General features: G+C 68.8%; 23 protein-coding genes. 9 read left to right on the top strand and 14 right to left on the bottom strand.

Annotated features, from left to right (window positions below; all coding sequences use genetic code 11):
- Positions 1-9 precede the first annotated feature (9 nt).
- From EIZ44_RS17575 to EIZ44_RS17600, 6 genes are all read right to left on the bottom strand, one after another.
- Complete coding sequence (locus tag EIZ44_RS17575; protein WP_134729773.1) at positions 10-1,206, bottom strand: cytochrome P450; 1,197 nt, start codon at positions 1,204-1,206, stop codon at positions 10-12.
- Positions 1,203-2,471 (bottom strand): methylaspartate mutase, encoded by a 1,269-nt coding sequence (locus EIZ44_RS17580; RefSeq protein WP_134729775.1) that lies wholly within the window; start codon positions 2,469-2,471, stop codon positions 1,203-1,205. Before EIZ44_RS17580 ends, EIZ44_RS17575 begins: the two co-directional genes overlap by 4 nt.
- A complete protein-coding gene (locus EIZ44_RS17585; protein ID WP_043836784.1) occupies positions 2,468-2,944 on the bottom strand; it encodes a cobalamin B12-binding domain-containing protein in 477 nt (158 codons plus the stop codon). The genes EIZ44_RS17580 and EIZ44_RS17585 overlap by 4 nt, the downstream gene beginning before the upstream one ends.
- On the bottom strand, positions 2,941-4,155 hold the full coding sequence (locus EIZ44_RS17590) for a type III PLP-dependent enzyme domain-containing protein (RefSeq protein ID WP_134729777.1): 1,215 nt from the start codon (positions 4,153-4,155) through the stop codon (positions 2,941-2,943). Before EIZ44_RS17590 ends, EIZ44_RS17585 begins: the two co-directional genes overlap by 4 nt.
- Positions 4,152-5,621, bottom strand: coding sequence for an AMP-binding protein (locus tag EIZ44_RS17595; protein ID WP_240691336.1), 1,470 nt, complete (start codon positions 5,619-5,621; stop codon positions 4,152-4,154). The genes EIZ44_RS17590 and EIZ44_RS17595 overlap by 4 nt, the downstream gene beginning before the upstream one ends.
- Positions 5,622-5,811: 190 nt before the next feature.
- The gene (locus EIZ44_RS17600; protein WP_134729779.1) at positions 5,812-7,311 is read right to left on the bottom strand and encodes an AMP-binding protein; all 1,500 of its coding nucleotides are present in this window, start codon (positions 7,309-7,311) and stop codon (positions 5,812-5,814) included.
- A 235-nt stretch (positions 7,312-7,546) separates the two neighbouring features.
- On the opposite strand from EIZ44_RS17600, the gene EIZ44_RS17605 reads away from it, so the two are divergent.
- On the top strand, positions 7,547-7,792 hold the full coding sequence (locus EIZ44_RS17605; protein WP_037810574.1) for a phosphopantetheine-binding protein: 246 nt from the start codon (positions 7,547-7,549) through the stop codon (positions 7,790-7,792).
- On the opposite strand, the gene EIZ44_RS17610 is transcribed toward EIZ44_RS17605, so the two are convergent.
- Both EIZ44_RS17610 and EIZ44_RS17615 read right to left on the bottom strand, forming a co-directional pair.
- Positions 7,785-8,744: an ACP S-malonyltransferase gene (locus tag EIZ44_RS17610; RefSeq protein WP_037810575.1), complete on the bottom strand. Its 960-nt coding sequence runs from the start codon at positions 8,742-8,744 to the stop codon at positions 7,785-7,787. The two genes, EIZ44_RS17605 and EIZ44_RS17610, sit on opposite strands and share 8 nt — an antisense overlap.
- Complete coding sequence (locus tag EIZ44_RS17615; RefSeq protein ID WP_037810576.1) at positions 8,737-9,669, bottom strand: proline iminopeptidase-family hydrolase; 933 nt, start codon at positions 9,667-9,669, stop codon at positions 8,737-8,739. Before EIZ44_RS17615 ends, EIZ44_RS17610 begins: the two co-directional genes overlap by 8 nt.
- Before the next feature lie 235 nt (positions 9,670-9,904).
- Between EIZ44_RS17615 and EIZ44_RS17620 the strand changes: the two genes are divergently transcribed.
- The 3 genes from EIZ44_RS17620 to EIZ44_RS17630 are packed head-to-tail and all read left to right on the top strand — an operon-like array spanning position 9,905 to position 12,959.
- Entirely contained in the window at positions 9,905-11,176 is a 1,272-nt protein-coding gene (locus EIZ44_RS17620; protein ID WP_134729781.1) for a nucleotide disphospho-sugar-binding domain-containing protein, read from the top strand.
- Positions 11,167-12,282 (top strand): sensor histidine kinase, encoded by a 1,116-nt coding sequence (locus EIZ44_RS17625; protein WP_167754172.1) that lies wholly within the window; start codon positions 11,167-11,169, stop codon positions 12,280-12,282. Before EIZ44_RS17620 ends, EIZ44_RS17625 begins: the two co-directional genes overlap by 10 nt.
- Positions 12,283-12,305: 23 nt before the next feature.
- Positions 12,306-12,959 carry a response regulator transcription factor gene (locus EIZ44_RS17630; RefSeq protein WP_037810579.1) on the top strand — a complete coding sequence of 218 codons (654 nt, stop codon included), beginning with the start codon at positions 12,306-12,308 and terminating at the stop codon, positions 12,957-12,959.
- Between the two features lie 342 nt (positions 12,960-13,301).
- On the opposite strand, the gene EIZ44_RS45930 is transcribed toward EIZ44_RS17630, so the two are convergent.
- The 5 genes from EIZ44_RS45930 to EIZ44_RS17650 all read right to left on the bottom strand — a co-directional run bounded on the left by EIZ44_RS45930 (position 13,302) and on the right by EIZ44_RS17650 (position 17,263).
- Positions 13,302-13,550, bottom strand: a complete 249-nt coding sequence (locus tag EIZ44_RS45930) for an acyl-CoA carboxylase epsilon subunit (RefSeq protein WP_276323733.1) — start codon at positions 13,548-13,550, stop codon at positions 13,302-13,304.
- Positions 13,478-13,744, bottom strand: coding sequence for a hypothetical protein (locus tag EIZ44_RS45535; protein WP_167754174.1), 267 nt, complete (start codon positions 13,742-13,744; stop codon positions 13,478-13,480). The genes EIZ44_RS45930 and EIZ44_RS45535 overlap by 73 nt, the downstream gene beginning before the upstream one ends.
- Before the next feature lie 246 nt (positions 13,745-13,990).
- Positions 13,991-15,559 carry an acyl-CoA carboxylase subunit beta gene (locus EIZ44_RS17640; RefSeq protein ID WP_134729787.1) on the bottom strand — a complete coding sequence of 523 codons (1,569 nt, stop codon included), beginning with the start codon at positions 15,557-15,559 and terminating at the stop codon, positions 13,991-13,993.
- Positions 15,552-16,322 (bottom strand): thioesterase II family protein, encoded by a 771-nt coding sequence (locus EIZ44_RS17645; protein ID WP_037810581.1) that lies wholly within the window; start codon positions 16,320-16,322, stop codon positions 15,552-15,554. Before EIZ44_RS17645 ends, EIZ44_RS17640 begins: the two co-directional genes overlap by 8 nt.
- A gap of 254 nt (positions 16,323-16,576) precedes the next feature.
- Positions 16,577-17,263, bottom strand: a complete 687-nt coding sequence (locus tag EIZ44_RS17650) for a GNAT family N-acetyltransferase (protein WP_134729789.1) — start codon at positions 17,261-17,263, stop codon at positions 16,577-16,579.
- A gap of 151 nt (positions 17,264-17,414) precedes the next feature.
- Here EIZ44_RS17650 and EIZ44_RS17655 point away from each other — a divergent pair, with 151 nt between their 5' ends.
- Both EIZ44_RS17655 and EIZ44_RS17660 read left to right on the top strand, forming a co-directional pair.
- Positions 17,415-18,137 (top strand): VOC family protein, encoded by a 723-nt coding sequence (locus tag EIZ44_RS17655; protein ID WP_134729791.1) that lies wholly within the window; start codon positions 17,415-17,417, stop codon positions 18,135-18,137.
- 37 nt (positions 18,138-18,174) lie between these two features.
- Positions 18,175-18,663, top strand: coding sequence for a GNAT family N-acetyltransferase (locus EIZ44_RS17660; protein WP_106961461.1), 489 nt, complete (start codon positions 18,175-18,177; stop codon positions 18,661-18,663).
- 7 nt (positions 18,664-18,670) lie between these two features.
- On the opposite strand, the gene EIZ44_RS17665 is transcribed toward EIZ44_RS17660, so the two are convergent.
- Entirely contained in the window at positions 18,671-19,102 is a 432-nt protein-coding gene (locus EIZ44_RS17665; RefSeq protein ID WP_037715277.1) for an Lrp/AsnC family transcriptional regulator, read from the bottom strand.
- A gap of 161 nt (positions 19,103-19,263) precedes the next feature.
- On the opposite strand from EIZ44_RS17665, the gene pdhA reads away from it, so the two are divergent.
- From pdhA to EIZ44_RS17680, 3 genes are read left to right on the top strand one after another with little or no spacing between them, the layout of a single operon-like run.
- Positions 19,264-20,364 carry a pyruvate dehydrogenase (acetyl-transferring) E1 component subunit alpha gene (gene pdhA, locus EIZ44_RS17670; protein ID WP_134667403.1) on the top strand — a complete coding sequence of 367 codons (1,101 nt, stop codon included), beginning with the start codon at positions 19,264-19,266 and terminating at the stop codon, positions 20,362-20,364.
- Positions 20,361-21,377 (top strand): alpha-ketoacid dehydrogenase subunit beta, encoded by a 1,017-nt coding sequence (locus EIZ44_RS17675; RefSeq protein WP_167754175.1) that lies wholly within the window; start codon positions 20,361-20,363, stop codon positions 21,375-21,377. Before pdhA ends, EIZ44_RS17675 begins: the two co-directional genes overlap by 4 nt.
- Positions 21,377-22,612: a dihydrolipoamide acetyltransferase family protein gene (locus EIZ44_RS17680; protein WP_134729793.1), complete on the top strand. Its 1,236-nt coding sequence runs from the start codon at positions 21,377-21,379 to the stop codon at positions 22,610-22,612. The genes EIZ44_RS17675 and EIZ44_RS17680 overlap by 1 nt, the downstream gene beginning before the upstream one ends.
- Positions 22,613-22,616 lie beyond the last annotated feature (4 nt).

Consider the following 22,616-nt stretch of genomic DNA (forward strand, 5'->3'; position numbering starts at 1 on the left):
GGCGGGAAATCACCAGGCGACGCTCAGCAGCGACGGGCCGCGCACGATCACCCCGTACTCCCACTTCACGCCCTCGCGCCCGTCAGCGAGCCGCAATTCCGGGAACCGTTCCAGAATCGCTTTCAGCCCCTCCTGCAGTTCCAGCCGCGCGAGCTGCGCGCCGATGCAGTGGTGCGGGCCGTGTCCGAACGCGACGTGCGGGTTCGGGCTGCGGGTCAGGTCGATGACGTTCGGGTTCGCGAAGACCTCCGGGTCGCGGTTCGCCGCGTGCAGCGCGGGCAGCACCGGGTCGCCCGTCCGCACCACGACGTCGCCGATCCGGATGTCTTCGGTGGCGTAACGCGCGAACATCGCGGCTGTGTTGATCGGCACCCACCGCAGCAGTTCTTCCACCGCGGTCGGCATGATCTCCGGCTGCGCCCGCAGTTGCGCGAGCAGTTCCGGTTGGGTCAGCAGGGTGAAAATGAAGCTCGGCAGCGCCGTGGAAACCGTCTCCACGCCACCAGTGAGCAGCCCCGCGCCCGCGATCGCGATCAGCTCGTTCTCAGTGAGCTTGTCGCCGGCGTCACGGGCATACACAAGCGCGCCGAGGAGATCGTCGGTCGGCTCCTCACGGCGCTGCGCGACCAACTGGGCCACATAGTTGTCCAGCTTGTCGCCGTAGACGTCGAGCACGTCGCCCTTCGCCGTGGCATCGCCGACGAGCGCCTGGGTCCACTCGCTGAAGATCGAATGGTCTTCCTTCGGCACGCCGAGCAGCTTGCAGATCACCGTCACCGGCAGCGGCCGTGCGAGGTCCTCGACGAGGTCGCCGGGCGCGCCCTTTTCGATCATCTCGTCGATCAGCTGGTGCACCAGGGTGCGGACGCTCTCGCGCATCGCCTCCAGCCGGCGCGCGGTGAACGCCTTCATCACCAGGCGGCGCAGGCGGGTGTGGTCCGGCGGGTCCATCCCCATGATGCCGTCGCCCATCTGCTGGCGACGCATGCGCGGCTGGTCGAGACCCTGTGCCAGTTCGCGGCTGAACCGCGGGTCGGCGGTCACCAGCTTGACGTCGGCGTACTTCGTCGCCAGCCAAGCCTGTTCGCCGAACGGCATCTGGACCCGGCTCATCGGCTCGTCGCGCTGCAACTGGTGGTAGGTCTCGGAAACGGACGTCTCGTGCATGTCGAACGGATACGCCCGGACAGTCCGGCGAGTGCTCATCGCGGTTCCCCTCCGATCGCGGTCATCGGCTGCTCCAATGCCTGGGTGTCATGGGTGTGCTGGACGTAGGAAAGCGCCGACATGAGCGTCGACGAGGTGATCCGGCCGCTCGGCGCGCGTTCGGCGATCCCGCGCAACGGCAGCGAACCGAGCTCGGACCAGCCGAGCCTGCCGTCCGCGTCGAGAGTGCTGCGCGCCTGTCCCGCGTTGTCCGGGTGCAGGCAGTACGGCACGTCGAGCAGACCGCGTTTGAAGGCGACCACGAGCGCGCGGTCGAGATCCGCGTGACTGTTCAGAACCGCGTCGACCAGGGCGTAGGCCTCGCGGTAGACCTGGTTGTCCTCGTCCACGATGGCTTTGATCCCCCTCGCCGACGCAGCCGCGTGTTCGAGCGCGGTCACGTTCTCCTCGACGGTCGGGATGCGGTGCGCTTCGGCGGCGGTCTTCACGATCAACCGCTCCGAATCAGTGCTCATCGCCAGCTCAGCGGCCTTGCCCAGCAACAGCATCGCGCCGTCGGGCGTGCGCGGGAAGAGGCCCATGTACGCGTAGATCACCACGTGCCAGGTCGCTTCCGGCAACAGCTCGGCGCACAACCGGCGCAGCGCGGCGACGGCTTCGCGGTCCTGGTGCAGATTCGTTTGCTGCGCGTAGCTCACCGAGATGCTGCGCACGCCCTTGCGGTAGAAGAACAACGCCTCCAGGACGCTGATCGCCACCAACTCGCTCGGCGGACACAACTGCCCGAGCATGCAGCCGCCGAACGTCTCCAGATGCGGACGGCCGCCCGGATGTTCGGCGTCGACCAGCAGATCGCAGCAATACGCCCAATTCCGCACGGACTCGTCGAGCGGCGTGCGGCTGTAGGGCAGGCAGTAGGAAATCGGTCCGCCCTCGGTGGCGTGCAGCCCGGCGGCGATCATCGCGCGGAAGATGTCCACCGGCCGCGCCGAACCGTGCCGGACCTGCACCGGGAAGTCCGGGCCTTCGAGACCGTCGAGCATCGCCCGGGTCACCTCGGGCGGATGGTTGACGATCGGGTAGCCATTGAGCGGAATTCCGTTCCGCAACGCGTGTGCCGCGGAATCGGTGTCGCGGACGCGGGTGTAGCTGTCGAGCGTGAGCGTGCCGACGGTCGCGGCGTTCGCCTGTTTCGTCGCGACCAGACCGGCGCGCATCGCGGCCGGGCTGTCGAAGCCCATGCGCGGCTGCACGACCAGTTCCCCGGCCGCGTGCCGCTGCGCGACGAACCGCTCGAAGCTCACGCCTCCTCCAACTGGCTGACGCCGCCGGGAAGCGTGGCCGCGAAATGCCGGAAGGCGGCGGCGTTCTGCTCGTCGAAGACTCCGTCGAACCCGGCGAACAGCAGTTCCGCGGTCTGCTCGTCCGAAAGCGGTCCGCCGGTGCCGAGCTTGCCGCCGATGACGATCGGCAGCCGGCGCAGCTCCGGCTGTGCGCGAAGCCGCTGCACGACCCGCAGCCCGTCCTGGTAGCCGTGCCCGTTGACGCTGCTCAGCACCAGCATCGCCGGACGGCGGCTGACGCATTCGGACTCCAGCAGCTCGTCCGGCACGCACGCACCGAGGTTCACGACCTCGAAGCCGAGTTCCGCCACGAGAAGTTCGAGGTAGACCAGATTCCAGGTGTGCGAGTCCGACGCCATGCTGCTCACGATCACCGTGCGCCCGGCGGGTTCTTCGATGACGCTGCCGCTGTACGCGTGGACTTCCTCGCTCATGGCGACACCTCATAAGCTCGCTGATAATCCAATCGCGACACCGAGATGACCTCGTCGCCGCGGACCACGACTTCGGTCGGCGCGGGCCGACCGAGAAAGCTGATCAGGCTCGCGGTGACCCCGTACGCACCGACATTCGGCACGGTCAGCAGATCTCCAGCGGACAGCTCGGGCAGCTTCGCGGCCTTCGAAAGCGAGTCCCCGGGAGTACACAGTGGACCGACGAGCTGCCCCGGGTTGTCCCCGACCTGGTCGACACCGACCGCGGCGGGCAGCAGACGGCCGATCCCGGAAAGCCCGCCGACCACGTTGATCCCGGCGTCGAGAATGACGAACCGGTGGCCCCGGCTCTCCTTCACGTTCACGACCCCGGCCAGCAGCGTCCCGCACGTGCCGGACAGGTAGCGGCCGGATTCGCAGGCCAGCTCGACCTCGCCGCCGCGCCATTCCGGCAGGTAGAGGTCGAGAAGCTGTTCCAAACCGTTGCGCAGCTTCGGATAGTCGGTGCGCTCGCCGGGAACCGCGTACGGCGACGAGAACCCGCCGCCGATGTCGAGCAGTTCCAGCGGCAGCCCCGTCTCCTGACGCAGCTGCGCGGCCGATTGCAGCACGAACTCGTACTCGCCGAGCAGCGCGTCCTCGTCCTGGGCGTTGCTCATGGTGAAGAAGTGCGCGCCGACGATCTTCGCCCCGGCGACCGCCTTGAACAGCGGCATCAGCTCGGGCAAGGTCTCGGCGTCGACGCCGAACTGCGACGGGCGGCCCATCATCCGGATCCCGGTCGACGCACTGCCCTGCGTGGTGTTGATCCGCAACAGGCACCGCGCGACGGTGTTCTGGCGCTCCGCCGCCGCACCGATGTGCTGCAGGTCAGTCAGCGATTCCACGGAGAACAGCCGGACGCCCGCGGTGATCGCCGCGTCCAGCTCGCCGTCAGTCTTGCCCGGGCCGGTGTAGAGGATGTCCTCCGGCGCGAACCCGGCGGTCAGCGCGTTGGCCAGCTCGCCGGTCGAGCTGATCTCCGCGCGGCAGCCGCCCTCGCGGAGTTCGCGGGCGATCTCCGGATGCGGGTTGGCTTTCAGCGCGTAGTAGACCGCGAAGCCCTCCGGCAGCAGGCCGAACAGCTGATCGCGCGACTGCGCGGTCACGTCAAGGTCGTACACGTAAGCCGGCGTGCCGAACCGTGCGGCCAGCTCGTCGTACTTGCTCATTTGCGGGCACCTTCCACCAGCAGGGCGAGTTCCTTCGTCGCGTTCTTGCCGTGCGCGGTGAGCGGGAACTCGTCCACGACGTGGCACAGCGCGGGCACCTTCTGCGGCTCGAGCCGCTGCGCCAGTTCCTTGAGCACCGTGGTCGGCGGCAGGTCGCTCTCCACGCAGATCGCCAGGTCCCGGGTCTCGCTCGGCGGGATCGCGCCCGCCGCGCGCACGCCGGGGATGTCCATCGCGGCGGCCTCGATCTCCAACGTGGACATCCGGATTCCCTTGCGCTTGAACATGTCGTCGCGGCGGCCCTCGAAGTAGAGGTAGCCGTCCTCGTCGAGCCGGCCGTAGTCGCCGGTGTGCAGGCGGAGCTCGCCGGTGGCCTCGTCGCGGCGGAACGCTCGCGCCGACAGCTCCGGAGCGCGCCAGTAGCCGGGCATCACGTGCGGTCCGGCGGCCACGATCTCGCCGATTTCCCCGGCGGGCAACGGAGTTCCGTCGGCAGCGAGGATGTACACGGTCGTCCCCGGCAGCGGAAGACCCGACGAACCCGGACGCTCGGTGTCCTCCTCGGGCGGCATGACGGTGATCCGTTTGCACTCGGTCTGCCCGAACTGGCGGACGACGCGGACGCCGGGGAAAGCGGCGCGGAGCTTCGCGATCGTCGAATCCGGCAGCGCCGCACCGGTGTTGGTGAACAGCCGCACCGGAGCCGATTCGCCCTGCTCCCGCTCGGCGAGGGTGGCGATCATCGTGGCGAGCGAAGGCACGATCGGGACGACCGTCGCGCCGACCTCGCGCATCCGTTGCAGCAGGCGAAGATCGGATTCGGCGTCGGCGAGCACGATCTCGCTGCGGCCGAGTGTCGAGAGGAGGACTTTGTACAGGCCGTAGTCCCAGGACATCGGGAACCGGCAGAAGACGACGTCGTCCTGGCGGTAGCCGAGCACCGCCTGGATCGCGCCCGCCGCGAAGGTGACCTGCCGGTGCGGCCCGATGACGCCCTTGGGCGCGGCCGTGCTGCCGGAGGTGTACACGAGCACCGCGACGTCGTCCAAATCGACCTCAGTCGGCTCGACACGGGTCTGCTCGCGGTGAGCTTCTTCGACCTCCGTCCACAGTGGAGCGAACTCGTCCGGCTGGATAATCAGCACCGGCTCGGCGTTCGCGACGACGGAATCGAAGTGGAACTGCTTCATCGCCGGATTGATCGGCACGAACACCGCGCCCCGCCGCGAAGTCCCGTGGAAGAGCGCGACCAGCGCCCGATCCGTCGGCAACTGCACCACGACGCGATCGCCGCGCCCGACCCCGCGCCGCGCGAGAACCGCCTCCACCGCGTGACTCCAAGCGGCCAGCTCGGCATACGTCCACACCCCCGCCCGGTCGCGCACCGCGGCGGCATCCGGCGCACTGGCCGCCGCCGCGTCGAGCAGGGCATGGACGAGAGAACCGGATTCGTTCACGACTGCCACTCCCGAAAGGATTCGTAGAATCACCGTGCCTGCGCGGGATCGCTCCCCGACGTCCGGAAAGTTATCCGCGCGCAGGCGGTGATCCACACCCCTAACGGCCCCTAGCTGGCACTCTGCCGCTCCGACCCGGACAACACGAAGGGCTCCTTGAGGGAATCCGCATTCCCTCAAGGAGCCCTTTCGCGAACGACTAGGCGGGCACCGGACTCAGCAGCTCCGCGGCCCGCGCGGCGAGCGTCTTCCGGTCGATCTTCCGGTTGGAATTCAACGGGAACTCCTCGACGTGCTCGTACCGCCGCGGGATCACGCCCTCGGGCAGCACCGCCCGCAGCGCCCGCACCAGTTCGATCACCGGCCGCCGCGGACCGGTGTAGAAGACGAACAGCTCCGTCCCGCCGTCCCCTTGGACGCCGAGCGCCACCGCCTGCACCCCGCACGTCTCCAGCGCGTGCTCCACCTCGGTGAGCTCCACGCGCCAGCCGAGCACCTGCACCTGCGAGTCAAGCCGCCCCAGGTACGCCAGGTCGCCGCCGCCGAGCCGCCGCACCCGGTCGCCGGTGCGGTAGAACCGCTGCCCGTCGCGGTCGAGGAACCGGCCCTTCTCGTCCGCCGGATCGAGGTAGCCCGGCGTCAGCTGCGGTCCGGCGATGGCGAGCTCGCCCTCTCCCGCCTCGTTCTCGTCGATGAGCACGTACTCGTGCCCCTCGTGCACCGCGCCGATCGGCACCACGCCGTTCACCGCGATCCGCGGGGTTTCCTCGTCGTCCCACCGGTACCCGGCAACGGTGATGGTGAGCTCCGTAGGCCCGTAGAGGTTTTCGGTCACGGAGTTGCCCGCCGCCGCCCGCCAGTCCGCGGTGTCGCGGACGGTCAATGCTTCCCCGGCGAAGAAGCTCCACCTCAGACCGGGCATCGCATCTGGGGTGAGCCGTCCGGTGCGACGCACCAGATCGATCGCGCTCGGCGTGGAGAACCACACGGTGAGGCCGCGCTCCTCCACAAACGCCGGCACATTCCGGTACGCAGCTCCCGGCAGGACCACCGCTTCCGCGCCCGCGCCCCACGCGCAGAAGAGGTCGAACATGGCGCAGTCGAAGTTCAGGTCGAACGTCTGGGAGAACACGTCGTCCGGGGTGAAGTCGTACCGCGCGTCGAGCAGGCCGAAGTAGTGCTCGGTGGAGCCGTGGCCGATCCGGACTCCCTTCGGCCGACCCGTGGAGCCCGAGGTGAACAGGATGTACGCGGAGTCCTCCGGCCGCACGGCCACGGGCTCGCTGAGCGCGGTTTTCGGGTGAAGCAATCCCTTCTGACCGGCCTCCGGAGCCAGCAGCGTCTTCACCGGCGGAGCCACGGTCAGGCCGCGTTCGTCGGCGATGAGCGCGTCCACCTCCCCCGCCTCGACCATCTGCGCGGTCCGGGCCGCCGGGAAGTCCGGCCGCAGCGGGACGACCGTCGCCCCCGCGTACAACCCGGCCAGAATCCCGGCGTAGGCGGTGACGCCCTTGCCGGCCAGCACCCCTACCGTGCGGGCGCCGGACTCCGCCAGCGCGCCGCCCCACAGCAACGCCCGCTCGTGCAGTTCGCCGTAGGTCAGCGTCTGCCCGCCGACGCTGACCGCCGGCCGGGACTCGGAACGGGCCAGCCCGCGCAGAAACCGCGCATGCAGTCCCGAGGTGGTCGTCGTGTCCATCGTGGTCCTCCGCGTTGCTGTGCCGATCGCTGCTGACCCGACCACAGTCACGGCCTCGTGGCTTCGCGGCAACGGTTCCGTGCCGGGTCGGGGGTCAGGCGGCTTTCGGCCGGATCGGTAATAGGGGTGCCGGTGCGTCGCCCGGAAGCGGCGGCGCGGGGTAAGGTTCAAAACCGAACCGGGCGGTCGGTTTCCCTGCCCGGGTGAAGTGCCCGACCCAGCCACCGGAGTAGCCATGTGGGACAGCTCTTTCGACGAAGCCCTCCGCCCGTACCTTCCGTTCCTGCCCGCCGACGAGGCGCTGACCGCCGAAACCCCGCTCAAGGAGTACGGCCTCGACTCGCTCGCCACGGTGGAACTGCTGGCGGTGCTGGAGGAGAAGTACAACGTCCGGTTCTCCGACGACGCGCTGAACCTGGAGACGTTCGAGAACCCCGGACGCCTCTGGACGACGCTGTCGAAGCTGCAGCCGGCTAGCTGACCCGCGAAGGACCCGCGCCGCGCCGCCGCGGCTGCAGCGCGAGCCGCGGGTTCACCGTGGTCACCTCGAACCGGCTGGTGGTGGCACGGACGCGGCCGAACAGCGTGTCCGGCCCGGCCACCCACAGCTTGCGCACGCCGAGCTGTTCGAGCGACGAGACGACGTCCGGCCAGCGCAGCGGCTCGACGATGCTGTCCAGCAGCATCGTGCGGACCTGCTCGCCAGTCCGCAGCACCGAACCGTCCTGGTCGGCGATGATCGGAAGGAGGGGATCATGGAAGTCGAGGCCGCCGAGCACCTCGTCCTCGGCCTTGCGCCGCAACGCGCCGAACGCGCGCGAATGCAGCGGAGGACGCATCGTGTACAGCGACAGCCCGCCCATGCCCCGCACGGTCTGCTTGAGCCAGTCGAGGTTCCGCTCCCGCACCGAGACCATGTAGAAGTCGTGGTCGATGTAGCAGGAGATGTCCGACCATTCGCCGCGCCCGTCCAGTTCGGTCAGCGCGTCGCGCAGTTTCTCTTCCGGCGTGCGGACGAACGAGTGCGTGACGACGTCGGTGTGCTCGGTCGCGAAGAACTCGTCGAGGCACTGCGCGAGCTTCGCGGTCATCCACACCGCGTCCGGGAAAGTCAGCGAACCGGCGTACACGCTGGCCGGCTTCTCCCCGAAACTCGGGCCGGTGCAGTAGTCCGGGCTCATCCCGTACTCCTGTTCGGCCCATTCGGCGAGCGCGACGCAGGTAAGCATGAACCCGACCTGGGCGTACTCAGAGTAGTCGCCCTCGGCCTCGCGGAAGCGGTCGACCAGCGAGTAGCCCAGCCGGTCGTCGGCGTCCTTGATGAGCCTGCGCGCGAACGGGTTGATGAGCAGGAACTTGCCGAAGTCGACGAACCGGCACGGGCTCATCCCGGGGAACACGACCGCCGATCCGGCCTGGCTGGCGTCATCCATGACTGGCGACCTCTCTTTCGGCGGGGGAATGGACTTCCTGCAGGAATCCCAGCAGGATTTCGCGGAACCGCTGCGGTTCCTCGAGATGGGGGACGTGGCTCGATTCCGGGAGGATCTCCCAGCGCACGTCGTGGATCCGGTCGTAGTACGGCTGCACGGTGGCCGGGGTGGCCTCGTCGTGCGCGCCGGAGATGAGCAGGGTCGGCACCTCGATGTCGTCGAGGCGGTCGATCACCGAGTAGTCCGCGAGCGTGCCGGTGACGGTGAACTCGCTGGGGCCGTTCATCACCGAGTAGACGGTGTTGTTGTCGGCCATCTCCATGAAGGACGCGAGATAGTCGGCGGGCCACGGCAGCACGCGGCAGACGTGCCGGTCGTAGAAGACGCGCATGAGGTCGAAGTACTCCTGCGTGTCCGTCGTGCCGGCCGCTTCGTGCGCCCGCAGGCCCTCGTCGACGCCGGGCGGGAGCAGCGCGCGCAGCCGGTCCATTTCGCTGCGCCACAGCTCGTACGACGCCGGCGAGTTGGCGATCACCAGCCCGCGCAGGCCGTCCGGACGCTCCGCGGCGTGCCGCGCGACGACCAGCCCGCCCCAGGACTGTCCATAGAGGACGTAGTTGTCCTCGATGCCGAGCCGGTGCACCAGGTTGTCCAGCTCGTCGCCGAACAGCTCCGGGTTCCAGAATCCGGGGTCGGCGTCCGGCAGCCTGCTCGATCCGCCGCTGCCGAGCTGGTCGTAGTGCACGACCGGGAATCCGTGCTCGGCGAGCTCGGTCAGGCTCAGCAGGTAGTCGTGGGTGCTGCCCGGCCCGCCGTGCACCACGACCACGGCGGGCGCCGCCCCTCCCGGTTGCCCGGTGACCCGGTACCAGGTGCGGTGCTCGCCGAACGGGACCCAGCCTTTCGCGGTGGGCGCCACGGCCATGCTCATCACCTCGTTCGCCTCCCTCGTCCTTCTCCGGCGCAGCGCGGCCGGATCCGGTTACCTGTCTATCCCCCGGCACCCGCGCGCCACCAGCCCCTAAGGGGCATCTAAAGCCGAGCCAAATCCGCGTTCCCCGCGCCGGATTCAGGGGTCCCCTACCGGGTGGGCGGGGCGGTGACCCGGCCCTACCGTTTCCGTTGTCCCGCCGCACCTACGAATCCCGGGAGCCGCCGCGATGCGCGTGATGCTGATGGTCCTCCCGACGAGGGCTCGCGTGTACAGCATGGCCCCGGTGGGCTGGGCGCTGGCCGCGGCAGGGCACGAGGTGCGCTTCGTCGGGCAGCGCAACCCGCGCGAGGTCGCGTCGTTCGCCGAGACCGGGCTGGACGCCATGTGGTTCGGCGACGAACTCGACGTCGCCCGGCACCGCAGGCTCCAGGTCGACGGCAACACCGCGAGGCAGGGCGACTTCCGGATCTCCGAAAGCCGTCCCGAGTGCTACACCGACGAGTACGTGCGCAACGTGTACGAGCACTGGGTCGACGTGTTCCGCTGGACCACGCCGGACTCGCTGCTCGACGAACTCGTGCTCTTCGCGCGCCACTGGCAGCCGGACCTCGTGGTGTGGGACCCGGTGGTCTACGCCGCGCCGATCGTCGCGCACGCGCTCGGGGTGCCGCACCTGCGGATGATCGACGCCGCCGACCAGACCGCCCGCCTCGGCGCGCAGTACCGCGATCGCGGAGCCAGCCGCCCCGAAAACACCTCCGACACATCGCCGGACCCGTTCGTGACGTGGATGTCCGCCGCGGTCGGCCGATTCGGCGCGGACTACGACGAAACCCTGCGCTACGGCGTGCGGACCATCGACTGCCATCCGTCGTATCTGCGGTACGACGGCGTGGACGTCGACTACCTCCCGGCCCGGTTCGTGCCGCAGGACAAGCCGATGCCCCTCCCCTCGTGGATGCTGGAGCACCCGACGCGGCCGCGGGTGCTGCTCACTCTCGGCAGCTCGGACTGCCAGACCCCCGGTATCGAGGAGCCCTCCATCGGCGACCTGCTGGACGGCCTCGCCGACCTCGACATCGAGGTGATCGCCACGGCGGACGCAAGCCAGCTCGCGTCCGTGCACGCGATCCCGGAAAACGTCCGCGCGGTCGATTCCGCGCCGATGAACGAACTCCTCGCCACGTGCTCCGCTGTTGTGCACCAAGGCGACGGCGCGACGATCAGCAACGCGGCGGTCAACGGCGTCCCGCAGCTGGTCATCCCAGGCACCACGTGGAGCGAACGCTGCTCGGCGGTGGCGCAGGCGAAGCGCGGCAACGGTTTGCTGGTGGACCTCGAGAACGCAACCCCTTCGAGGGTCCGGGCGGGAGTGTGCCGGTTGCTGGAAGAACCGTCCTTTCGCGAATGTGCGGTCGAGGTGCGCGACGAGATGCTCGCGACACCCACTCTCGACGACCTCGTACCGGAACTGGAACGGATGGCGCTATGCCCGTGACGCGGCCGCCGACCATGCGGGCGATCGGGTTTCTCGTGCTGAGCCTCCCGATCCGGCTCGTCGCGTTCGTGCTGATCCTGGTGACCATGCTGGTCGGCGTCGCGACGACGATGCTCTGGATCGGCATCCCCGTCCTGCTGGTCGCGACCTCGCTGATGCGTTCGTATTGCACCTTCGAACGACGCTGGGCACGCCAGATGCTCGGCGTCACCGTCGCCGAACCGGTCCGCCGGCAGCCGGCCGGACCGGGCATGCTCGCGGTGTGGCAAGCCCGGTTGCTCGACGCCGCCACCTGGCACGAGTTCGCGTTCGTGCTCATCGCTTTTCCGTTGGGCATCGTGGAATTCGTGGCGGGCGTCGTATCCATCGCGGTACCTCCTTTCGGTATTTTCGTGGCACCGCGCATCGGGGCCGTGCACGGCGAACTGGCGACGTCGTTCCTCGGCCCGAACCGCACCGCGCAACTGGAAGCGCGCACGCAGCAGCTGCAGAACTCGCGAGCGCGCGGAGTCGACGCGGTGGAGGCCGAACGACGCCGGATCGAACGAGACCTGCACGACGGCGCGCAGCAGCGGCTGGTGTCCGTCGCGATGAGCCTGGGCCGCGCCCAGCTCAAACTCGACCTCGACGACCCGACCGCGGTCCGCGAACTCATCGGAGCCGCACACGCCGACGCCAAACTCGCTGTCTCGGAGTTGCGTGACCTCGCGCGCGGCATCTACCCGCCGGTGCTCCAGGATCGCGGCCTGGACGCAGCATTGTCTTCTCTTACCGCAAGAATGCCTATCCCTATTGAGGTCGAGGTTACCGTACAACCCCGTCCGCCCGCACCTGTCGAGACGACCACTTATTTCATCGTGAGCGAAACGCTCACCAACGTGACCAAACATTCCGGCGCCGACCGCGCGTCCGTGCGAGTGACCCGCGACGACGACACCGTGGTCGTCGAGATCACCGACAACGGCCACGGCGGCGCGTCGATGCGCCCCGGCGGCGGCTTGGCCGGATTGGCCGACCGCGCCGCCACGATCGACGGCGTGCTCACCGTCGTCAGCCCCGCCGGCGGCCCCACCGTCGTGCGAGCCGATCTGCCCGTCCGCTGGTGAATCCTGTTGTGGAGGCAAGGAAAATGCGCGTCGTGATCGCGGAAGACTCGGTACTGTTGCGCGCCGGGGTGCAAAGCCTGCTCGCGGACGTAGGCATCGAAACCGCCGCCGCGGTCGACAACGGCGACGATCTGCTGGTAGCCATCCGAGACCACCGCCCCGACCTGGTGATCGCCGACGTCCGCATGCCCCCGACCTTCACCGACGAGGGCCTGCGCGCGGCTTTGGCCGCCCGCAAGGAAATCCCCGGCCTGCCGGTGCTGGTGGTGTCGCAGTACGTCGAAGGAAGCTATGCGGTAGACCTGATCGCGGAAGGCACGTCCGGCGTCGGCTACCTGCTGAAGGAACGAGTCGCCGACGTAGCGGACTTCCTGGAAGCAGTCCGCCGCGTCGCCGACGGCGGCTCAGCCATCGACCCGGACGTGGTCGCCCAAATGCTTTCCCGCAGCCGGGATCCGTTGGAGGCATTGACCGCGCGCGAAACCGAGGTGCTCGCCCAGATGGCACAAGGCCTGTCGAACACGGCCATCGCCAAGGCTTTGGTGGTGACTCAGGGAGCAGTGGAAAACCACATCAGCAACATCTTCGCGAAGCTCGGCCTGGAAGCCAGCCGGGACCAGAACCGCCGCATCCGCGCCGTCCTGACTTACCTGGACAGCACCGCAGTACACGCCTGATTCACCGGATCGATACCGTGCAGATGTTCGACCGGCGGCGGTAACTTGGGGATATGGATCTTGGACCTGTTCCCCTGTCGTCCGTTGTGGACGAGGTAGTCATTCTGTTGTGGCGCAAGGCTTCTGACACTCGCACCGCGAGTGCGGCCGCTGCTGCCACGCGCACTTCTGCCACCCGCCGCCGATCGCTCGTGCCTACCAGATCGGCTTCTCGCCCCGCCCGACTGTTTCGAAGACCCGCATTCCGCACAGCCGCCGAAACCGGAGCCGCGGTACTGCGAAAAGCCCGCATCGCCCTGCGCCGATACGGTCCTCGCTCCCTCACGCCCTGGACGAGCCGAGCTACCGCGCCCGCCAGCTCGTCGCCGGAACAAACCTTGCCAACGGTCGCCGAGGTGACGGCACAGCAATTTCCGCGCCCCCAGCCCCCGCAGCCTGACCGACAGCGGCCAACGCCACCATCAACGCAGCCACTTCAACGTCATCCGGATTCCCACGCACCACACGTACTGCGGGCACTACCGCCGCAGCGCGCTGTTCACCGTGCTCCCCAGCAGCTTCCCGGTCAACCGCACCCGCAGACGCCGCCACCGGGGCAGGCCGTTCACCACGCAACCCAGCAGCTTCCCCGCCAGCCACGCCCGCAGCCGCTGCCCCCGCAGCACGCCGTCCATCGCGCTCCCCGGCAACCTCATCCGCAGCCGCCGCCAGCGCATCACGCCGTCCATCGCGCTCCCCGGCCGCCACATCCGCAGCCGCTGCCAGCGCATCACGCCGTCCATCACGCGCAGAAGCAACCCCCAAGCCAGCAACTCCCCGCGACACCGCAGGAAGCCTCGTCCTGGCCACACCTACGTCCCCTGCCATCCCCTCGCACCATTCCCCATGCGTCCCAGCAACCGAACCAGAACCACCCGGCACCCCGCCGGCCCCACTCCGCGCACCGCCCGACTCGCCAACCGAGGCAAGAACCTCCAACTCCGCCGCCCCCATCACATCCCCCGTCCCTAACCGCGCGACCCGGGCCGCCATCACATCGGCGGGTTCCCGTGCTTGCGCGCCGGAACGTCGGCGTGCTTGGCCCGCAACATCGACAGCGACCGGATCAGCATCTCCCGCGTCCGGCCGGGCTCGATCACGTCGTCGACCAGTCCGCGTTCAGCCGCGTAGTACGGGTGCATCAGCTCGGTCTTGTACTCCTTGATCTTCTGCCGCCGCACCGCCTCCGGGTCGTCGGCAGCGTTGATCTCGCGCCGGAAGATCACGTTCGCCGCGCCCTCGGCACCCATCACCGCGATCTCGTTCGTCGGCCACGCGAGCGAAACGTCCGCGCCGATCGACCGCGAGTCCATCACGATGTACGCGCCGCCGTAGGCCTTTCGCAGGATCACCTGCACACGCGGCACCGTCGCGTTGCAGTAGGAGTACAGCAGCTTCGCACCGTGCCGGATGATGCCGCCGTGCTCCTGGTCCACCCCGGGCAGGAAACCCGGCACGTCGACCAGCGTCACCAGCGGAATGTTGAACGCGTCGCAGGTTTGCACGAACCGCGCGGCCTTCTCGCTCGCCTCGATGTCGAGCACCCCGGCGAGCGTCGCCGGCTGGTTCGCCACGATCCCGACCACGTGCCCGTCGAGGCGCGCCAAGGCGCACACCACGTTCGTCGCCCAACCGGCATGCACCTGAAGAAACTCGCCGTCGTCGACGATTTCCTCGATCACCGCACACATGTCGTACGCGCGGGCCGCGTCCGTCGGCACCACCTCAAGCAGCTTGTCCGTGCGGCGATCCACCGGATCAGCCGTCGGCTCCACTGGCGGCACCTCGTTGTTGTTGGACGGCAGCAACGAAATCAGGTACCGCACATCCTCGAGACAGCTGGGTTCGTCGTCGTAAACGAACGCGGCGACCCCCGACGTCGAGGCGTGCACGTCCGCGCCGCCGAGACCGTTCTGGGTGATCTCCTCGCCGGTCACCGCGTGCACCACGTCCGGGCCGGTGATGAACATCTGCGACGTTTCGCGCACCATAAAGACGAAATCCGTCAACGCGGGCGAATAAGCGGCACCGCCCGCGCACGGGCCGAGCATCACCGAGATCTGTGGGATGACTCCCGAAGACCGGGTGTTGCGCTGGAAAATCCCGCCGTACCCGGCGAGCGCCGTCACGCCCTCCTGAATCCGCGCACCGGCCCCGTCGTTCAGCGACACCAGCGGAGCCCCGGCCGTCGCGGCGAGGTCCATCACCTTGTGGATCTTCTGCGCGTGCGCCTCGCCGAGCGCGCCGCCGAAAATGCGGAAGTCGTGGGCGTACACGAAAACCGTGCGTCCGTACACCGTCCCCCAGCCGCACACCACGCCGTCCGAGTACGGTTTGCGGTGTTCGAGACCGAAAGCCGTCGCGCGGTGCCGGCGCAAGGACTCGATCTCGGTGAACGAACCTGGGTCGAGAAGCAGTTCGATGCGCTCGTGCGCGGTCAGCTTGCCGCGGTCGTGCTGCCGAGCGGTCGCGGCGTCGTCCGGCCCGCGGCGCGCGTCCTCCTTGATCTCCCGCAGTTCCTCGAGCTTGCTGTCGAATCCGACCGCCAGTGCCTCAGACATGTGCACGCCCCTTGTCGACAAGCCGATCGGTCAAGTGCTGGAGAATCACGTCCTGGTGCCGGGTCAGGAAGAAATGCCCGCCGGCGAGCGGGACCAGCTCGAAGCCCGCCGAAGTGTGCTCGCTCCACGACCGGACCTCGTCCACCGAGGCGACCGGGTCGGCGGTGCCGGTGAACGCGACCACCGGGGCGGCCAGCGGCGCACCCGGCCGGTACTGGTAGGTCTCCACGGCGCGATAGTCGTTGCGCACCACGGGAAGGATCATCCGCACGACATCGTCGTCGCCGAGCAGGTCCATTTCGGTGCCGCTCAACCGGCGCAGTTCGTCGATCACGCCGTCGTCGGTGCGGGTGTGCACGTTCTCGTTGCGAAGCCGCGTCGGTGCCCGGCGTCCGGAGACGAAAAGCGTGTGCACCTCGGTGCCCGCGGCCTCCAGCCGCCGGGTCACCTCGAAGGCGATCATCGCGCCCATGCTGTGCCCGAACAGCGCGAGCGGCAGGTCGTCGCGGCCGCGCAGCAGCTCGGCGATCCGGTCGGCCAGCGCGTCGACGGTGGTCAGGAACGGTTCGTGCCGCCGGTCCTGGCGGCCCGGATACTGCACCGCCAGCACCTCGATGTCCGGCGTGAGCGCCCGCGAAACCGGGAAGTAGAACGGAGCCGAACCTCCGGCGTGCGGCAAGCACACCAGCCTTGCCTTCGCCTCGGGCGACGTGTGGAAGCGGCGAAACCAGCTGTCCTCGTCGGAATTCGCGCTACCCGTCATGTCGTCCCACCGCCTTTCCGACGTCTGCGCCGGGACGACCCGGCCACGGATCCTTCTTCGCCGACCCACGGTAACCGCGCCCACCGCGCGCAACGACCCCTAACTCCCCCTAGATCCACAATGGACAGTCAGGTCCGCCCCTAGGCCGAAAGGAGCCTTCGCCGAAGAACCGTCAGCGATGGCTGGCATCACGCACGCCGACCTGGTGCAGGTCGGCCACCGCGACCAACTGCACCGCCCGCCGGAACCGCCGACTACAGCGAAGGAGCCCGGTAAACGCCGAACTGCATCTCGCGAGCAAGCCGGAACCCCAGCTTCTCGTACAACCGGATCGCGCCGGTGTTCGTCCCGGCCGCGTGGAGGAACGGCCGCTCGCCGCGTTCCCGGATCCCCGCGGCCACCGCGAGGACCAGCCGGGCCGCCAAGCCCTGCCCTTGGAACGCCGGGTCGGTGCACACCGCGCTGATCTCGGTCCATCCCGGCACGTGCAGCCGCTCGCCCGCCATCGCCACCAGTGCACCGTCACGGCGGATGCCCAGGTAGGCGCCCAGGGCGATCGTCCGGGGCAGGAACGGGCCGGGCTTCGTGCGCGACACCAGGTCGAGCATTTCCGGCACGTCCGCCTCGGTCAGGCGCACCGCTTCCGGGTCGGCGGCAGCGGGCGCGGCCGAACCGTCCATCTGCACACCGGCGATCTCGGACTCCACCGTCCAGCCCGCAGGCGGCGGCGTCCCGACCTTCCCGACCACGACGGTCGACGCGCCCGGTCCGACGAGGTCGGCGATGTCGTGCCACACGTGTTCGTCCGGCTGGTCGGGCACGGCGAGGAACGGAGAGACATCCACCGGATACCGCAGCACCTGCCCCTTCTGCTCCGCGAACGAAGCGTGCGGGCCGCTCAGCGCGGCCCAAGCGGGGTTTTCGAGCGGGGACGTGCTCATTCTCGCCTGCCATTCCAGATCCGGGGTGCCCGTCCAGAATGCGTGCCCCGGGCCGGACGCGGCCACTGCCTCCCACATGGTGAGCAGCCGAGGACCGCAGCTGTCCGCGATCGGCCCTAGCGTCGCCGCCATCACCGACGAAGGGACCCCGATGAGCACCGTCGACCGCAACCAGCCGCTCGGCACCCCGACCTGGATCGACCTCGCCGTACCGGATCTGGACCGCGCGCAGCGCTTCTACGGCGCTGTCCTCGGCTGGACCTTCGACGGCGATCAGTGCCAGCTCCGCGACCTACCCGTCGCTGGCCTGCGCCAAGGAACCGACCCGCGACCAGCCTGGACCGTCTACTTCGCGACCGACGACTGCGACAGCACCGCCAAAGCTGTCACCGACGCGGGAGGCAAGCTCCTCGACCAACCCCACGACGACGGAGAGCACGCCCGTATCGCCGTCGCGGAAGATCCGACCGGTGCGCGGTTCGGGCTCTGGCAAGGCCGAGAGCTCCCCGGTGCCCGGCTCGTCAACGAACCCAGCACTCTGCTGCGCAACGACCTCGTCACGCCAGCCCCCAAACCAGCACGTGACTTCTACTGCGAGGTCTTCGCCTTCACCCTCGACGGCAACGACGACCTGCCCGGCGTCGACTTCACCTTCCTCCGCCGCCCGGACGGCCACGAAATCGGCGGCGTCTTCGGCGATCCGTCCGCCGCGGCACCGGCATGGGGCACCCTGTTCCTCGCCACCGACGCCGACGCGGCAGGCGCACGGGCGGTCGAGCACGGCGGCGAGGTCGTCGAGGCACAGGACAGCCCCTACGGACGCATGGTGACCATCAAGGATCCGTTCGGCACGGAGTTCGTTCTTGGCTCGTGAACCCCGACTCCCCGGAACCGGTGCTAGAACAGAACAGGTGGACCTCGAAACCCTCCCCGGCGCGACCCTGCTCCCCGCGACCCCCGACGACGCCGCCGAGCTGATGGTGCTCCAGCGGTGTTGCTGGGTGCAGGAAGCCCTGCTCAACAACACCCTGGAGCATCCCGCGCTGAGGGAGGACCTCGCCGAGGTGCGCGAGGCGATCAAGACCTGGCGCAGCTGGATCGTCCGGCAGGGACACCGGCTCGTCGGGGCGGTCCGGGCCCGCACCGTCGAGGACGGCGGCTGGGAGATCGGCCGTTTGATGGTCGCGCCGGACCTCGCCGGGCGCGGCCTCGGGCGGTTGCTCCTCGAACACGCCGAGCGGCACGCTCCGCCGGAGACGAAGCAGTTCGTCCTCTTCACCGGCGCGTCCAGCGAGCGCAACATCGCCCTCTACGAACGCGCTGGGTACCGCCGCACACCGATGCCGTTCGAAGCCACCGGGGTCTACCAACTCGCCGTCTACCTGGTGAAACCGGCCTGACGGAGGCTCACAGCTCGTCGAAGACCAGCACGGTGTGCGTCGAGAGCACGTCCGGCATGTTCTGCAACCGTTCGAACACCAAGTCCCGCAGGCTGTCCGCGTCGCGGGTCCGCACGAACAGGATCAGGTCGTTGTCGCCGGACACCAGGCCGCCGTGTTCGATTTCCGGGATGTGCTTGAGCTCCGCGCTCACCGTGCGCCACGAGTTCTGCGTGACCTTCAAGTACACGTACGCCGCCAAACCCTGACCCATCCGGCGCGGATCGGTGACCGCCGCGTACCCCGTGATCACGCCCTCGCGGTGCAGCCGCTCCACTCGCGTGTAGCAACCGGCCCGCGAAATGTGCGCGCGTTCGGCGAGGGCGCGCATCGAGGCGCGGCCGTCTTTCTTCAGCTCAGCGATGAGTTTCAGGTCGACCTCGTCCAGCGCCGCTGCCATTTGTCCACCCGGCTGGGACATCCGCGCCACCTCGCAAGCCAATCGTCCAACCACAACCTGTCAACCAGGCCATCATTCCACAGTTCTTCGTCAAGTCTGGATCCCTGATCGCCCGACAGCGAGTATCAGGGCCTACTCGTCTTTGTCGATGGGAGCTGTCGGTGACCACTACGGAACGCACTGCCGCGTCCTGTTTCCTGCCCAGCGACGAGCCGCTCGGCCTCGTGACCGCCGACGGCACGCCCGCGCCCGACCCGGCGCTCGCGATGCCCGCGGACGACGTCCTCCTCCGCCTCTACCGCGGCATGGTTTCCGGACGCCGCTTCGACACCCAGGCCACCGCGCTCACCAAACAGGGCCGGCTCGCGGTGTACCCGTCAGCGCGCGGACAGGAGGCCGCCGAGATCGGTTCGATCCTCGCGCTTCGCCCACAGGACTGGCTTTTCCCCACCTACCGCGACTCGATGGCCGTCGTCGCGCGCGGCGTCGACCCGGTCGAGGTGCTCACGCTGCTGCGCGGCGACTGGCACTGCGGCTACGACCCGTACCGCGCCAACGTCGCCCCGCAGTGCACGCCTCTCGCTACCAACACGCTGCACGCGGTCGGCTTCGCGCACGCGGCGCGCGTGAAGGGCGAGGACACGGTCTCGCTCGTTCTCGTCGGCGACGGTGCCACCAGCGAAGGCGACACGCACGAAGCGCTGAACTTCGCCGCTGTCTGGAAGGCACCGGTGGTCTTCCTCGTACAGAACAACGGCTACGCCATCAGCGTCCCGCTCGAGAAGCAGACCGCCGCACCTTCGCTCGCGTACAAGGGCGTCGGCTACGGCATGCCCTCCGTTCTCGTTGACGGCAACGACGCTGCCGCCGTACACGCTGTCGTCGAGCAGGCTGTCGCACGCGCCGCGGCTGGCGAAGGACCGACGCTCATCGAAGCTGTCACCTATCGCATGGAGTCGCACACCAACGCCGACGACGCGACGCGCTACCGCGAGAAGGCCGAAGTGGAGCAGTGGCTCACGCGCGATCCGATCAGCCGCCTCAAGCAGTACCTCACCGACCGTGGTCTCCTCGACGACAAGGTGCAGCAGGAGATCGACGCGCGCGCCGAAGAAGAAGCTGCGGCACTGCGCGAGCGGATGAATGTCGACACCGAGCTCGACCCGGCGGACCTCTTCCGGCACGTCTACGCCGAACCGACCGCCGCGTTGCGCCAGCAGGCCGCCGAACTGGCGCACGAGAACACCGAGGACCAGGCATGACCGCCACTCTGGACACGACGCTGTCGCTCGCCGGGGCGCTCAACCGCGCGCTCGCCGACGCACTGGCCGAGGACGAACGCGTGCTCGTCTTCGGAGAGGACGTCGGCACGCTCGGCGGCGTCTTCCGCGTCACCGACGGACTCGCCGCGCGCTTCGGCGACGCTCGCGTCTTCGACTCGCCGCTCGCCGAATCGGGCATCGTCGGCACCGCGATCGGGATGGCGATGAACGGCCTGCGCCCGGTGATCGAGATGCAGTTCGACGCGTTCGCCTACCCCGCGTTCGAGCAGATCACCAGCCACCTCGCCAAACTCCGCAACCGCACCAAGGGCCAGGTCGAACTGCCCGTGGTGATCCGCGTGCCCTACGGCGGCGGCATCGGCGGCGTCGAGCACCACTGCGACTCGTCCGAGGTCTACTACACGCACACAGCCGGCCTGCGCGTCGTCACTCCGGCCACGCCGGACGACGCCTACACCCTGCTCCGCGAGGCGATCGACAGCCCGGACCCGGTCATTTTCCTGGAACCCAAGCGCCGGTATTGGGAAAAGGGAACCGTTGACCCGCAACACCGTTCGCCCGGTCTCGACAAAGCGGTGATTCGCCGCGCAGGCAGCGACGTCACCCTCATTTCCTACGGCGGCGCTCTCGGCACCACGCTCGAAGCTGCCGAAGCGGCCGCCGAAGAAGGCTACGACGCCGAGGTAATCGATCTGCGCAGCCTCGCGCCATTCGATCTGGAGACCGTCGCCGCGTCCGCGCGGCGCACCGGTCGCGCGATCGTGGTGCACGAGGCGAGTCGATTCTGCGGTTACGGCGCCGAAGTCGCAGCGCAGCTTTCCGAGCACTGTTTCCATTACCTGGAAGCGCCGGTCTTGCGCGTCGCCGGATTCGACATTCCTTATCCCGCACCGAATCTGGAACAGCACCACCTGCCGGGCGTCGACCGGATCCTGGACGCGATCGAACGCCTCCAGTGGGACGACGCGGCACCGCTCGACGGGGAGAAGTGATGGCCGTCTTCAAACTGCCGGACCTCGGCGAAGGCCTGACCGAGGCGGAGATCGTCGCGTGGCACGTCGCGGTCGGCGACACTGTCACCGTGGACCAGACCGTCGTGGAGGTCGAGACCGCGAAGGCGAGCGTCGAGGTGCCGGTGCCGTTCGCGGGCCGAGTCGCGACGCTGCACGGAGCAGCGGGCGAAGTACTGACCGTCGGCAGCCCGTTGATCACAGTGGACAGTGCCGCGGACTTCACCGAACCCGGCGTCGTGACGCCGGAGGGCAGCGGGAACGTCCTGATCGGATACGGCACCAGCCAAACCCGCACTCGGCGCGCGCGGCGGCCGCGCGGCAGCAAGGCCCCAGCGACCGCACCGGTTCCTGCGTCGAAGTCCACTTCGGACCGTATTCGTGTCGTGTCGCCGCTGGTCCGCCGCCTCGCCCGCGAGTCCGGAGTAGACCTTCACGCGCTCACCGGAACCGGCACCGACGGCATCGTGAGCCGCGCCGACGTCGAACGCGCGATCGCCGCCACCGAGGCCCCAACAGTCCCCACCTCGGACGAGCAGCGAATCCCCTTGCGCGGCCTGCGCAAAACCGTCGCCGACAAACTCGCCCGCTCCCGCCGCGAGATCCCCGAGGCGACCGTCTGGGTGGATGTCGACGCGACCGAACTGCTGCAGTTGCGCACCGCGCTCAACAGCGATCCGCACGCCCCGAAGATCAGCCTGCTCGCGCTCATCGGCCGGTTCGCCGTCGCGGGACTGCGCCGGTTCCCCGAGCTGAACGCGCATCTGGAAGGCGACGAGATCGTCATCCCGTCCGCCGTGCACCTCGGCTTCGCCGCGCAGACCGACCGCGGTCTGGTCGTCCCGGTCGTCCAGAACGCGCACCAGCAGACCCTGGAAGACCTCTCCGCGGCACTCGCCGACCGCACCGAACAGGCGCGCGCCGGACGCCTCGCCCCGGCCGACCTCACCGGCGGCACGTTCACCGTGAACAACTACGGCGTGTTCGGAGTGGACGGTTCGGCCGCCATCATCAACTACCCGGAGGTGGCGATCCTCGGCGTCGGCCGGATCATCGACCGGCCGTGGATTGTGGACGGTCAGGTCACCGCGCGGAAGATCACCGAGCTGACGCTGGCGTTCGACCACCGCGTCTGCGATGGCGGCACCGCGGGCGGCTTCCTCCGGTTCGTCGCCGACTGCATCGAAAACCCCGTGCGACTGCTGCGCACTCTCTGAGGAC

The organism is Amycolatopsis nivea, assembly GCF_004522235.1.
Lineage (GTDB): Bacteria > Actinomycetota > Actinomycetes > Mycobacteriales > Pseudonocardiaceae > Amycolatopsis > Amycolatopsis nivea.

Excerpts from the sequence above, each read along its gene's own strand:
- EIZ44_RS17680 (WP_134729793.1), top strand. The coding sequence starts at position 21,377 with ATGGCCGTCTTCAAACTGCCGGACCTCGGCGAAGGCCTGACCGAGGCG.
- EIZ44_RS17585 (WP_043836784.1), bottom strand. The coding sequence starts at position 2,944 with ATGAGCGAGGAAGTCCACGCGTACAGCGGCAGCGTCATCGAAGAACCC.
- EIZ44_RS17615 (WP_037810576.1), bottom strand. The coding sequence starts at position 9,669 with ATGGCCGTGGCGCCCACCGCGAAAGGCTGGGTCCCGTTCGGCGAGCAC.
- EIZ44_RS17665 (WP_037715277.1), bottom strand. The coding sequence starts at position 19,102 with ATGGCAGCGGCGCTGGACGAGGTCGACCTGAAACTCATCGCTGAGCTG.
- EIZ44_RS17625 (WP_167754172.1), top strand. The coding sequence starts at position 11,167 with ATGCCCGTGACGCGGCCGCCGACCATGCGGGCGATCGGGTTTCTCGTG.
- EIZ44_RS17650 (WP_134729789.1), bottom strand. The coding sequence starts at position 17,263 with ATGAGCACGTCCCCGCTCGAAAACCCCGCTTGGGCCGCGCTGAGCGGC.
- EIZ44_RS17600 (WP_134729779.1), bottom strand. The coding sequence starts at position 7,311 with ATGGACACGACGACCACCTCGGGACTGCATGCGCGGTTTCTGCGCGGG.
- EIZ44_RS17575 (WP_134729773.1), bottom strand. The coding sequence starts at position 1,206 with ATGAGCACTCGCCGGACTGTCCGGGCGTATCCGTTCGACATGCACGAG.
- EIZ44_RS17630 (WP_037810579.1), top strand. The coding sequence starts at position 12,306 with ATGCGCGTCGTGATCGCGGAAGACTCGGTACTGTTGCGCGCCGGGGTG.
- EIZ44_RS17645 (WP_037810581.1), bottom strand. The coding sequence starts at position 16,322 with ATGACGGGTAGCGCGAATTCCGACGAGGACAGCTGGTTTCGCCGCTTC.
- EIZ44_RS17620 (WP_134729781.1), top strand. The coding sequence starts at position 9,905 with ATGCGCGTGATGCTGATGGTCCTCCCGACGAGGGCTCGCGTGTACAGC.
- EIZ44_RS17610 (WP_037810575.1), bottom strand. The coding sequence starts at position 8,744 with ATGGATGACGCCAGCCAGGCCGGATCGGCGGTCGTGTTCCCCGGGATG.
- EIZ44_RS17605 (WP_037810574.1), top strand. The coding sequence starts at position 7,547 with ATGTGGGACAGCTCTTTCGACGAAGCCCTCCGCCCGTACCTTCCGTTC.
- EIZ44_RS17655 (WP_134729791.1), top strand. The coding sequence starts at position 17,415 with ATGAGCACCGTCGACCGCAACCAGCCGCTCGGCACCCCGACCTGGATC.
- EIZ44_RS17640 (WP_134729787.1), bottom strand. The coding sequence starts at position 15,559 with ATGTCTGAGGCACTGGCGGTCGGATTCGACAGCAAGCTCGAGGAACTG.
- EIZ44_RS17590 (WP_134729777.1), bottom strand. The coding sequence starts at position 4,155 with ATGAGCAAGTACGACGAGCTGGCCGCACGGTTCGGCACGCCGGCTTAC.
- EIZ44_RS17675 (WP_167754175.1), top strand. The coding sequence starts at position 20,361 with ATGACCGCCACTCTGGACACGACGCTGTCGCTCGCCGGGGCGCTCAAC.